At 61.7% G+C, this 12,457-nt stretch carries 7 protein-coding genes; 1 reads left to right on the top strand and 6 read right to left on the bottom strand.

Annotated elements, in window-relative coordinates; translation table 11 throughout:
• Positions 1–69: 69 nt before the first annotated feature.
• The 5 genes from J9870_RS01745 to J9870_RS01725 form a co-directional block, all read right to left on the bottom strand.
• The gene (locus J9870_RS01745) at positions 70–666 is read right to left on the bottom strand and encodes a DUF924 family protein (protein WP_210642430.1); all 597 of its coding nucleotides are present in this window, start codon (positions 664–666) and stop codon (positions 70–72) included.
• A gap of 3 nt (positions 667–669) precedes the next feature.
• The gene (locus J9870_RS01740; RefSeq protein WP_210642429.1) at positions 670–1,680 is read right to left on the bottom strand and encodes a class 1 fructose-bisphosphatase; all 1,011 of its coding nucleotides are present in this window, start codon (positions 1,678–1,680) and stop codon (positions 670–672) included.
• Positions 1,681–1,915: 235 nt separating this feature from the next.
• The gene (locus J9870_RS01735; protein WP_210642428.1) at positions 1,916–3,292 is read right to left on the bottom strand and encodes a DUF3999 domain-containing protein; all 1,377 of its coding nucleotides are present in this window, start codon (positions 3,290–3,292) and stop codon (positions 1,916–1,918) included.
• Positions 3,289–6,912 (bottom strand): DUF2339 domain-containing protein, encoded by a 3,624-nt coding sequence (locus tag J9870_RS01730; RefSeq protein WP_210642427.1) that lies wholly within the window; start codon positions 6,910–6,912, stop codon positions 3,289–3,291. The genes J9870_RS01735 and J9870_RS01730 overlap by 4 nt, the downstream gene beginning before the upstream one ends.
• A 291-nt stretch (positions 6,913–7,203) precedes the next feature.
• Positions 7,204–9,654 (bottom strand): glycogen/starch/alpha-glucan phosphorylase, encoded by a 2,451-nt coding sequence (locus J9870_RS01725; protein WP_210642426.1) that lies wholly within the window; start codon positions 9,652–9,654, stop codon positions 7,204–7,206.
• Between the two features lie 253 nt (positions 9,655–9,907).
• On the opposite strand from J9870_RS01725, the gene J9870_RS01720 reads away from it, so the two are divergent.
• Positions 9,908–10,345 carry a YkgJ family cysteine cluster protein gene (locus J9870_RS01720; protein WP_135843250.1) on the top strand — a complete coding sequence of 146 codons (438 nt, stop codon included), beginning with the start codon at positions 9,908–9,910 and terminating at the stop codon, positions 10,343–10,345.
• Between the two features lie 226 nt (positions 10,346–10,571).
• Here the strand turns inward: J9870_RS01720 and typA are convergent, their stop codons facing one another.
• On the bottom strand, positions 10,572–12,392 hold the full coding sequence (typA, locus tag J9870_RS01715; RefSeq protein WP_210642425.1) for a translational GTPase TypA: 1,821 nt from the start codon (positions 12,390–12,392) through the stop codon (positions 10,572–10,574).
• Between the last annotated feature and the right edge of the window lie 65 nt (positions 12,393–12,457).

Below are 12,457 nucleotides of genomic sequence, written 5' to 3'. Positions count from 1 at the left end.
ACTGTTAGCACGCGGTCGAATGTGGGAGCGGGCTTGCCCGCGATAGCGGCATCAGCCTCACAGCAAAAATCAGAACCTGGACCCAGGCCTGTTCAAGAACTCGATTTCCTCAGCCGTGGACTCGCGCCCCAACACCGCATTGCGATGGGGAAAGCGTCCAAACCGGGCAATGATCTTCTGATGCCGTTCGGCATAATCCAGGTTGTCTTCAAACACCGCCCGATCCGCTTCGGGTTGCTCTCGGACCAGGTCGATAAACCGTGACACGGCTTCGTTCTGCACCGCCAGGTTTTCGCAGTGTTCGAGCACCAGGTAGATGAACACCCGCTGGATCGGCTTGAGTTGCCGGTCGAAACCCGCCGCCAGGCCCTGGGCCACTAGCGCTTGGGCACGCAGGTCGCCGGAAAAGGCCTTGGGGGTGTCGCGAAAAATCATTCGCGGGAGTTGGTCGAGTGAGAGCACCAAGGCCAGCCAACCTTCCGGGCGTTGCGCCCAGTCGGTCAATCCGCCGGTCAGTGCCTGCTCGACCAGATCGCCGAAGCGCTCGCGCGCCTGGCGATCATGGCGTTTGCCGAACCACAGCTTGCCCTTGTCAGCGGCTATTTCGTCCGGTGTGCCGGCTGAGCCGAACCACCAATCGAGCAACGGCTGCCAGGGCTCGGCCATGCCTTATTCCTTGTGGTAGGCCGTGGCGCGGGCGACTTCTTCCTTGGAACCAAGGAACACCGCCACACGCTGGTGCAGGCCTTCAGGCTGGATGTCGAGGATACGCTGGTGACCGTCGGTGGAAGCACCACCCGCCTGCTCCACCAGGAACGACATCGGGTTGGCTTCATACATCAGGCGCAGTTTGCCCGGCTTGGACGGTTCGCGGCTGTCGCGTGGGTACATGAACAGACCGCCACGGGTGAGGATCCGGTGCACATCGGCAACCATCGCGGCGACCCAACGCATGTTGTAGTTCTTCTTCAGCGGACCTTCTTCGCCCGCCAGCAATTCTTCGACGTAGCGTTTTACCGGGGCTTCCCAATGACGCTGGTTGGACATGTTGATGGCGAATTCCTGGGTGGTTTCAGGAATGGTGATGTCTTCGTGGGTCAGGACGAAGCTGCCCATCTCGCGGTCCAGGGTGAAGCCTTTGACGCCGTCGCCCAAGGTCAGCACTAGCATGGTCTGCGGGCCGTAGATGGCATAACCGGCGGCAACCTGCTGGGTGCCTGGCTGCAGGAACGCCTTTTCATTCAGGGCTTCGTTCTGGCTCAGGTATTCGTTCGGGCAACGCAGTACCGAGAAAATGGTGCCGACTGGCGCGTTGATGTCGATGTTCGACGAACCGTCCAGGGGGTCGAATACCAGCAGGTAGGCACCCTTGGGGTATTTGCCCGGGATCTGGTAGGCATTGTCCATTTCCTCGGACGCCATGCCGGCCAGGTGGCCGCCCCATTCGTTGGCTTCAAGCAGGATTTCGTTGGAAAGCACGTCGAGCTTCTTCTGCACTTCGCCCTGCACGTTTTCAGTGCCCATGCTGCCCAGGACACCACCCAGTGCGCCTTTGGAGACGGCGTGGCTGATCTCCTTGCACGCACGCGCCACCACTTCGATCAAAAAGCGCAGATCGGCAGGGGTGTTGTTGCTACGGGTCTGCTCAATCAAATAGCGACTCAAGGTAACGCGGGACATGGACGGCTCCGAAGAATAGGGGGCGGAAAAACCAGCGCAGTTTAGCGCGAGTCGGGACTTAATTCCTCCTATGAGACGGGGAATGGAGGATTGAGTTCACGGGGTAGCGGCTCGCTTGGGTATTTCTGTTGATTGAGAGGACGCCATTGCGAGCAAGCCCGCTCCCACAATAGACCGCGTTTGTCGAAACAACTCGGTCAACTGTGGGGGCGAGCTTGCTCGCGATGAATGCACCTCAACTCTTGACCGGCGGCTTGCGCAACAAGCTGAACGCCATCGCCGCGAGGAACAGCACACTGATCAACAACACCGCCCACAAGCCGATTTTCTTCCAGTTGGTCTCGACCGTTGCAGGCGTGGTTGCAGCGGCCGCCTCCGGTGTCGAGGTTGCCAGCCCACTCACCGTCGCCGTACCCAGGGCCGCCAGGCGTGACGGTTTGTAATCGGGCACCAGCGTCGTCAATGGCAAGCTGGCGGCTTTCACCGTCGCGCTGCCCAGCGCCAGGCTGTAGGGCCCTTCGCCGCGTGCCAGGAACACCACCTGGGTCGGCCGTACGGCAAAGCGCAGGGCCGGGGCTTCACTACCCAGGCCACCGCCACGCTCGTCCACCGTCAGCTTCAATTGCTGGACCGTCTGGCCGGACAGTTGCAGTTGGTTCTGCAACACATCCTGGCCGTTCTGAGTCAGGCGATACAGCAAGCCACTGCCCATCGGCTGCCATGGCAGACTGCTTTCCCGGCGCCCGGCCAGGGTCACCGGCGCCAGGCTGTTGGCTTGGCTCAGGTCGACCTGCACCTGTTCGATATTCAGCCCCATGGGCAGTTGCCAGGTGTATTCACCGGCCTTCGTGGTGGCGCCAGCCAAAGGTTTCGACCAGACCAACGGCAACGGCAGGCTTTCGCGGCTGGCGCTTTGCAACTGGGCCGAGGTCAGCACCGGCGCGGAGGACGGCGAATCCCACAACAACCGCAGATAGCGCGCCGGTTGCCCCGGCAGGTTCACCTCATGCTGCTCGACCCGCTCATCGGCAAAGGTCAGGCGCGCCACCTGGCCTTCACCCCATGACTGCCAGTATTGCAAGTCGTCACTGGCCTCGATGGTGAAGCGCTGGAAACCGTCGCGCTCGCTGGTCCAGTCGAGAATCAACTGCTGCAGCGGTGCCTTGATCGCGCTGGCATCCAACAGCCAGCCACGCAGCTCTTCCTCCCCCGCCTCGAGCCGACTCGATGGCTGGACTTCCACCAGCGTGCCATTGGCGTTCGATTGCACTCGCACACTGGGCGCGCGCTCGTTGTCATCGGCGGCGTTGTACAGCGGGAACCACTTCACATCGGTAAGGATGCGGTTTTCCCGGCTCTGGGCCGACTCGTGAACCAATGCATAGGCCTGGGCTTGCCCGGCCGCGTTGAAAACCCGCAGATCGCTCAGGTCGGTCTGTCGCGCCTGCAACTGAACATCCAACGGCAATGGGAGGCGATACCAAGGCCCTTCGCCACTCAAGACCAGCGGCACCTGATGGGCAAAGTCCGCCGGTTGCTCCTGGGCCGTAGCCGACAATGCCACCCACAACCCGACCACACCCAGCCCGATCCGACTCAACTTGCGACTCAAGACGACACTCCCTCATTGACAGGCATCGGCGGTTCGGCCGGCGAGGCCGCTTCCGGACGCTTTGGCGGCAGTGGCGCGAAGTAGCCGACCACCAGCAGCAAGACACCCACACCGATAAACGACACGATCCGCGCCAGACCGCCACGGTTACTCAATTCAACAAAGAACAGCTTGGCCACGACCACGGCAATCAACGCCGCGCCGATCAGCCACACTTCACGCCGATGCCGCAGATGCCCACCAATCATCAAGCCCAGGGCGATCAGGGTCCAGACGATGGACAGCCCGGCCTGTACGAACATGGACTCCAGCAACGCATCCAGCTCGAACGGCACCCCCATCCACTGGTGGGCGCTGCGCATCACCAGGGCGGTGAAGAAGGCGAACAACGACACGCCGGCGACCAACTGGGCGATGTGTCCGACGCGACTCCAACGGTTCGTCGATTGCGCCACGGCGTTGCGGGCCCACACATAGACACCGAACAAGGCGAACAGCAGGCCCAGCTCCAAGGGATTGAGCAGCGGCACATAAGGCAATGGCTCCGCGGTGCCATCGCTGAAGGTGTTGGTCAGCCAGAACCAACCGAGCATCAACAGCGCCATGGGTGCCGCGGCGTAAATACGATATTCGCGCGGCTGGGCCGAGACCGGCCACGGCCAGGCACGCGGCGCGGCCATCAACACCAGGTACAGGCTCGGCAAGATCGCCCAACCCAACCAGCGCCAGGCGTTGTACTGCTCGGACAGCAACAGCAGGCCGTAACGCAACTCCAGCATCAACACCGCCATCAGCAACCAGCAACCGAGCACATGGGCGGTACTGCGCGCCTGGGCCGGCAGCATCGGCGCCAGGCGCTTGAGCGAGAGGAAGTGCACGCCAAATACCGCCAGCCAGGCCAGCCAACCGAAATCCGCGGCCGGGTGATAGTAGCTGTGCCCCATTGCCACCAGCACACAGCCCGCCGCCGGAATCAACAAGGTGCACAGCAGCCCCAGCGCCGGCCAGTTCAAACGCAGCGCCAAGACGGTCCACAGCGCCACACTGATCGCCGCGACGAACAGCAGCAAACTGCCCTGCAGGTTCACCGGGGCAAAGCGCAGCACTTCGCTGACCCACGCCAGGGCCCACCAACCGCCTCCCCAGATCAACAACAGCTCAGACAGACGCTGCAAGCTCAGGGCTTCGAATTCCGCTGCCGCATGGCCACGCTGCAGTCGCCACGCCCCCACCAACGCCGCCAGGCCCAACACCAGCGGTGTCCAGAACCCGCTATGGGCCAGAGGTCGCAAATCCTCGGTATTGAGCGGCCCCAGCAGCGCCGGCCCCGCCGTCAGGAACGCCGCACCGCCGAGCAGTTGCAACAGCAGGCCGAACACAAAGCTCACTCGCTGCTTCAAGTACAGGCTCAGCCAGATGATCAGCAGACCGCTGGCCGCCCACACCCCGCTCGCGGTTTGCCAAGGCAGGACGAACAGCACCGCGAGATTGATCAGCACCAGCCCCGCCAGCAACACCACTGACAACCCGCGCAGCAACCGGACATCGTTGCGCACCATGTCATCGCGCGCCGCCAGCAACATGCCGCCAATCAACGCCAGGCCGATCAGGGAGGCGCTGAGCAAACCGCTCCAGCCGGCGCTGAACACCGCCGCCGAGTCGCCCTCGGCACCCTGCAGGCGCAACAGGAACAGCGCACCACCGAGCAGTTGCACCGCAAACGCGGTGAACAGGAAGCTGCGCGATTGCAGGCGCAGGCCCACAAACAGCGTCACCAAACCGGCCAGGGCCCAGGCGATAGCGGTGCCTTGGGTGAAGAAAAACAGCGGCGCCAGCAAATACAGGAAGCTGAGCCCCAGGACAGCCAACACCGGTAAACCCTGGCGCTCCCAATTGGAGGTGAGCTCCGGCGCAGCCTTGCGCAGTTGGTAGAAGGTGAACAGCAAGGCGCCGCCAAGCATCAACGCGCCCAACGGGGCGCCATCGAGCAGGCTGCCTTCGCCGGGACGCAGTTCGCTGATGAAGGCCAGCGCCGAGCCCAGTTGCAGTAACAAGGCAAAGGCCCGGGCCAAGGGGCGTTGCTGGCGCAGGCCCAGCCAGAAGATCCCCGCGCCCTCCACGGCCCAGGCCGCCGAGGTCCAGCGGGCGTCGAGCCCCAATGGAATCGCCAGGCTGGCAAAAATCACCCCCAAGGCCAGGCAGGTTTCAGCCAGCAGCAAGGCGCGCCCCCCCATCAGCACCCGAGCCAGGCCCATGTAGATCATGCCCAGGGCCAGGGCGCTGAACGCAGCGGCAAATTCCAAATGCTGCACCAACGCGAACTGCAGGCCGAAGCCCACCAGCGGCGGCGCGAACAACATCGTACCGTCCACGTAATCGCCCTTGCGCGCCGACCAGCGCAACACCGCATCCCGACTGCCATCCTCGGGAGCATCGTTCATTTCCAACAGTTTGCGACGGGTGAACAACAAGCCAATCGCCAGGTACATCAGGAAGAACAGAATCAGGAACGGCTCGGTGCTCCAAAGCAGCTCCGGCGCGTACGAGCGCAGGCCCCAAGCGAAACCGATACCGAAGGTGCCGACAAAGCCAATCATGTTGAGCAGGCGCCAGGCCTTGAACCAGGCAATCGCAAGGATGCCGGCATTGAGCAGGATGAAATAGCTGAACAGGGCAACGTGGTTGCCGCTGCCGGTGGAAGTCAGGATGGGCGCGGCAAACCCGCCCAGCGCTGCGGCTGCGGCCAGGCCCAAGGCATTCTGGGTCACCGCCAGGATCGCTGAGAACACCGTGACCGCCACCAGCAAGCCCAGGGCCGCCTTGGAGTCGAGCAACGGATGCAGGCGCATGGCGGCGAACACCGTCAGGTACAGCACCGCGATCCCGGTGCCCTGGAGCATCAATGCATAATTGCTGTTGCGTTGGCGCAGCCACCAACCCAGGCCCAGCAGGCCCAAGGCGCTGGCCGCAACACCGGCGTACCGCAGCTCGATCGGTACCACCATACCTTCAGTGGCATAGCGCAGCAGGAACGCCAGACCGAGGAACAACAGCACCACGCCGACCCGCAGCACGGTGTTGCCGCCAAACAACCAGTTGCGTGCACCCATCATGGCGCGGTCGAACAGACTCGGGCCACGAGGGGCCGCGGGCTCCGCAACCATCGGTTCCAGGGGCAACGGTGCAAAGTCGCGGTCGGCACGCCTGCTGGAAGTCGCTGGCGCAGGGGTCCAGATATCATCGGGCAACGGCTGGCTGGCCTGGGTAGCCATCGCGGCAGCCGGCTCGAGGTCTGGCGGCAATTCCCAGACGAGTTCTGGCTCGGTGCGCGTCTCGGGCTTCGCGGCCTGGGGTACGACAACCTCGGGCGCCGACGCCGGCTCACTCGATTCGGCCACCTTACCGCGTTCGAGAACCGCCAGGCGTGCTTCCAGCGTGAGCACGTTCTGCTGGGCCTCTTGCAACAGAACCTGTTGCTTGGCGGCCTGGGCTGCGAGGCGGCTCAGGCCAAAGGTCTGGGCGATGCCAAGTCCCACCAGCGCACCTATCAGCGCATCGGCGAACGACTCATCCACCACCCAGCCCAGTGCCAGGCCCAACAGCGTCAATATCCATTGCATGGTCGATATCCCTAAGCGGCCCGTTGCGGGCGTAACCGGGGCGATGCGGTGCCTGGATCAGTCCAGTGGAAACCACCCAAACCCTGTGGGAGCGAGCTTGCTCGCGATAGCGGCGTGTCAGGCGCATTGATATTGCCTGACCCACGGCTATCGCGAGCAAGCTCGCTCCCACATAGGATTGTTGGCACTCCCAGTACTGAGTCCAGCCACACAGCCCGGCGAAACTGGCGCTTAGTATATCGACGAAGCCCAACCACCGTTGGGCTTCGCTCACATTTCTTACAGCAAACGCTACTCCAGGGCTTTCCAGATGTCGGTGGCGTACTCGCGGATGGTCCGGTCCGAGGAGAACCAGCCCATGCGCGCGGTGTTGAGCACCGCTGAACGCCACCACTGCTTGGAGTCGTGCCAACGCTCTTCGACCTTGGCCTGGGCGCTCCAGTACGAGTCGAAATCGGCGCAGACCAGGAAGCGGTCATAGTCCACCAGCGAGTCCACCAGCCCGGTGTAGCGCATCGGATCATCCGGCGAGAACACCCCGCCACGAATCGCCTGTAGCACATCGTTGAGGCGATGGGACGCGGCGATGTCCGGTGCGGCACTGAATTCACCGTTCTGCTTGCGAGCTTCTACCTGTTCGGCGGTCAGGCCGAAGATGAACATGTGCTCACCGCCGACGCGCTCGTGCATCTCCACGTTAGCGCCGTCCATGGTGCCAATGGTCAGCGCACCGTTGAGGCCGAACTTCATGTTACTGGTGCCCGAGGCTTCGAAACCGGCCGTGGAGATCTGCTCCGACAGGTCCGCCGCCGGGATGATGCTTTCGGCCAGGCTGACGTTGTAGTTGGGCAGGAACACCACTTTGAGCAGGCCGCGCACGGTCGGGTCGTTGTTCACCACCCGGGCGATGTCGTTGGTCAGCTTGATGATCAGCTTGGCCTGGTGGTAACTGGCGGCGGCCTTGCCGGCAAAAATTTTCACCCGCGGCACCCAATCCACTTCTGGTTCAGCACGGATCGCCTGGTACAGCGCCACGGTGTGCATCAGGTTGAGCAACTGGCGTTTGTATTCGTGGATCCGCTTGACCTGCACGTCAAACATCGCCGCCGGGTTCACGGCAATGCCCAACCGCTCGTGAATCAGGTACGCGAGGGCTTTTTTGCTATGCAGGCGCTGCTCGGCGAACTGTTTGCGAAATGCCGGTTTATCGGCGAACGGCTCCAGCTCGATCAGGCGCTCCTCGGGGTTGTCGAGCACGCTCGGGCCAAGGGCATCGACCATCATCGAGGTCAGTTCGGAGTTGGCCTGGAACAACCAGCGGCGGAAGGTGATGCCGTTGGTCTTGTTATTGATCCGATCCGGATAGAGCTTGTGCAGCTCGGAGAACACCGTGCTGCGCATCAATTGCGTGTGCAACCCGGACACACCATTGACGCTGTGGGAGCCGAGGAATGCCAGGTTCCCCATGCGCACCCGGCGACCGTTGTCTTCTTCGATCAGCGAAACCGAGCGCAGCACGTCGAAATCATGCACGCCCTTGGCCCGCAGCGAATCGATGTGCTGGGCGTTGATCAGGTAGATGATCTGCATGTGCCGGGGCAGCATGCGCTCCATCAGCCCAACCGGCCAGGTTTCCAGGGCCTCGGGCAGCAACGTGTGGTTGGTGTAGGACAGCGTGTCCTGGGTGATCTGCCAGGCCGCATCCCAGGCCACGTCGTAGACGTCCACCAATTGCCGCATCAGCTCGGCCACGGCGATCGATGGGTGGGTGTCGTTGAGCTGGATCGCCGCATGGTCGCCCAAGGTCAGCACCGAGGTGTGCATGTTGCGGTGACGGCGCAGCAAATCCTGCAGTGAGGCGGCAACGAAGAAGTATTCCTGGCGCAGGCGCAGCTCCTGGCCGGCTTCAGTGCTGTCGGCCGGGTACAACACGCGGGAAATGCTTTCGGCCCGGGCCACTTCCGCCACTGCGCCCAAGTGGTCGCCAGCATTGAAGCGTTCCAAGTGCAGGTCTTCCACCGCCCGGGCGCGCCACAGGCGCAGGGTGTTGACGCTGGCACCACGCCAACCCACCACCGGCGTGTCATAGGCAATAGCACGCACGGTTTCACCCGGCGTCCAGACTTGCCGGGTCTTGCCGGCCTCATCGGTCACCGTCTCGACGCCGCCACCGAAGCCGATCGGGTAGACCACCTCCGGCCGCTCGAACTCCCACGGGTTGCCGAAATCCAACCAATGCTCGGTCTGCTCCTGCTGCCAGCCGTCGACGATGGCCTGGCGGAACAGACCGTGTTCATAACGAATGCCGTAGCCATGGCCGGCGATACCCAGGGTGGACATGCTTTCCATGAAACACGCCGCCAAGCGGCCAAGACCGCCGTTGCCCAGTGCCGCATCGGGCTCGAGCAGGCGGATGCGTTCCAGGTCCACGCCCAGCTCGGTCAAGGCTTCACGGGCGGTATCCAGCAAGCCAAGGTTGCTCAGGCTGTCGTAGAGCAAACGACCGATGAGGAACTCCAGGGAGAGGTAATAGACGCGCTTCTGGCCCTTGCGGTAGATCTGCCGCGTGTGGTCCATCCAGTGGTCGACCATGTGGTCGCGGGCGGCCAGGGCAATGGCTTCGAACCAGTCGTGATCAAACGCATGATCCGGGTCCTTGCCGACGGCATAAGTGAGTTTGGTCAACACAGCATCGCGAAAAGCAGCGACTTCGGCTTCGCGAACAAGTGGTTCTTGAGTCATTGATGAGACCTCGAACGAGCATGGAATTGTCTGAGCCTAGTCGGTCTGACAGGCGGCACAGGCTCTGGTTCGGTGGTTTTTCCAAGGTGTCGGAGAATCGCCGCCAGGGAACTGCCATATGAACGAATGAATGCAGGGGGCGTGCCGCTCCTGGAGCGTTTTAGCGGGGATTAAAAAAAACCGGCAGATGGTCGTTCAAAATTTCACCAGTCCCGGTATCATCGCGCGCCCTGATGCATGCTGGTAAACCTTGATGATGAAGCCCAACCTGATCGCCGCCGCGGAACTCGACCGACTCGATACCTGGGCCAAGTACTCCGCCCCGATGTGCGGTTCCTGCGTGTCGAGCTGCTGCACGCTGCCGGTGGAGGTCAAGATCAAGGACCTGATCCGGATTGGCATCGTCGATGAATTCGAGCTGGGCGACCCGCCGAAAAACATCGCCAAGCGCCTGCAAAAGGAAGGGATCGTCGAGCGTTACAACCAGAAGTCCGAGATCTTCACGCTCCAGCGCATGAGCAACAACGATTGCCTTTATCTGGACCGCAAGAGCCGGTTGTGCACCATTTACGAGAAGCGCCCGGACACCTGCCGCAACCATCCGCGGGTCGGGCCACGGCCGGGGTATTGTGCCTACAAGCCCAAGGAAGTGGAGCGCGAGCGCAATCCGCGGACGTTGGACAAGTTCTGATCTACAGATGGTTCAGCGGTGCCTGAACCATCGCCATCGCGAGCAAGCTCGCTCCCACAGTGGATTTATGTCGGACACAAAATCTGTATCCGCTGAAAATCAACTGTGGGAGCGAGCTTGCTCGCGATAGGGCCCTGACAGACACCACATAACTTCCAGGCATAAAAAAACGCCCCCGATCTCACAATCAGGGGCGTTTTTTTTCAGCCATTAACTAAGTCGAAACTCAGTTACCGCTTTTCTTGGCAGCGCGGGTACGCTCGCTTTCGCCCAGGATCTTCTTGCGAAGACGGATGGACTTAGGAGTGACTTCACACAGCTCGTCTTCTTGCACGAACTCCAGAGCCTGCTCCAGGGTGAACTTGACCGGCGGAACCAGGGCGATGGTTTCGTCTTTGCCCGAAGCACGCATGTTGTCGAGCTTCTTGCCTTTGGTCGGGTTCACGCCCAGGTCGTTGTCGCGGCTGTTCAGGCCGACGATTTGACCTTCGTAGATGTCCTGGCCGTGTTCAACGAACAGCTTGCCACGAGCCTGCAGGGTTTCCAGCGAGTAGGTCAGTGCCTTGCCGGTCGCAACCGATACCAGCACGCCGTTCTGACGACCGGACATGTCACCGGACTTCATCACGTCGTAACGATCGAAGATCGAAGTCAGGATGCCGCCACCGGAGGTCAGGGTCAGGAACTCGTTACGGAAACCGATCAGGCCACGGGCCGGGATGTTGTACTCAAGGCGCACACGGCCCTTGCCATCCGGAACCATGTTGGTCAGGTCGCCTTTACGCAGGCCCATTTGCTCCATGATCGCGCCCTGGGATTCTTCCGGCAGGTCGATGGTCACGTTTTCGTACGGTTCGTGCTTGACGCCGTCAACCATACGGATGATCACTTCAGGACGACCCACGCCCATTTCGAAGCCTTCGCGACGCATGGTTTCGATCAGTACCGAGAGGTGCAGCTCACCACGGCCGGAAACCTTGAACTTGTCGGCCGAGTCGCCTTCTTCAACGCGCAGTGCAACGTTGTAGAGCAGCTCTTTGTCCAGGCGTTCCTTGATGTTACGGCTGGTCACGAACTTGCCTTCTTTACCGCAGAATGGCGAGTCGTTGACCTGGAAGGTCATGGAAACGGTTGGCTCGTCGACGGTCAACGGTTTCATCGCTTCGACGTTCATCGGGTCGCACAGGGTGTCGGAGATGAACAGTTGCTCGAAGCCGCTGATGCAGACGATGTCGCCGGCTGCCGCTTCTTCAACGTCGATGCGGTGCAGACCGTGGTGACCCATCAGCTTGAGGATACGACCGTTACGCTTCTTGCCGTCGGCATCGATCGCCACGACCGGGGTGTTCGGCTTGATGCGACCACGGGCGATACGGCCAACACCGATAACACCCAGGAAGCTGTTGTAGTCCAGTGCCGAGATTTGCATCTGGAACGGACCGTCACGGTCGACTTTCGGCGCCGGTACGTTGTCGACGATCGACTGGTACAGCGGGGTCATGTCTTCGGCCATGTCGGTGTGGTCCAGACCGGCAATACCGTTCAGGGCCGAGGCGTAGACGACTTTGAAGTCCAGCTGTTCTTCGGTGGCACCGAGGTTGTCGAACAGGTCGAAGATCTGGTCCAGGACCCAGTCCGGACGCGCGCCTGGACGGTCAACCTTGTTGATGACCACGATCGGACGCAGGCCGGCTTCGAAAGCCTTCTTGGTCACGAAACGGGTTTGCGGCATAGGGCCGTCCTGGGCGTCAACCAGCAGCAGCACGGAGTCGACCATCGACATCACGCGCTCTACTTCACCACCGAAGTCGGCGTGGCCCGGGGTGTCCACGATGTTGATGTGGTAGCCGTTCCAGTTGATGGCGGTGTTTTTCGCCAGGATGGTAATACCGCGCTCTTTCTCCTGGTCGTTGGAGTCCATCACGCGCTCGTCGTTGAGCTCGTTGCGCTCCAGGGTGCCGGATTGACGCAAGAGTTTGTCTACCAGGGTGGTCTTACCATGGTCAACGTGAGCAATGATGGCGATGTTGCGTAGATTTTCGATCACTTGTGTATCTCGATCAGAGGATTCGGTGTGCTGACAGGTCGTGGCAGCGATTTACGTTGAGTCCG

This window comes from Pseudomonas sp. Tri1, from assembly GCF_017968885.1.
In the GTDB taxonomy this organism is placed as follows: domain Bacteria; phylum Pseudomonadota; class Gammaproteobacteria; order Pseudomonadales; family Pseudomonadaceae; genus Aquipseudomonas.
The sequence above is the reverse complement of the archived record's forward strand: the minus strand, read 5'-3'. Positions and strand labels throughout refer to the sequence as shown.

Bases quoted from the DNA above. Each gene is read 5' to 3' on its own strand.
- J9870_RS01730 (WP_210642427.1), bottom strand. From the start codon at position 6,912: ATGCAATGGATATTGACGCTGTTGGGCCTGGCACTGGGCTGGGTGGTG.
- J9870_RS01720 (WP_135843250.1), top strand. From the start codon at position 9,908: ATGATGAAGCCCAACCTGATCGCCGCCGCGGAACTCGACCGACTCGAT.
- J9870_RS01740 (WP_210642429.1), bottom strand. From the start codon at position 1,680: ATGTCCCGCGTTACCTTGAGTCGCTATTTGATTGAGCAGACCCGTAGC.
- J9870_RS01725 (WP_210642426.1), bottom strand. From the start codon at position 9,654: ATGACTCAAGAACCACTTGTTCGCGAAGCCGAAGTCGCTGCTTTTCGC.
- J9870_RS01745 (WP_210642430.1), bottom strand. From the start codon at position 666: ATGGCCGAGCCCTGGCAGCCGTTGCTCGATTGGTGGTTCGGCTCAGCC.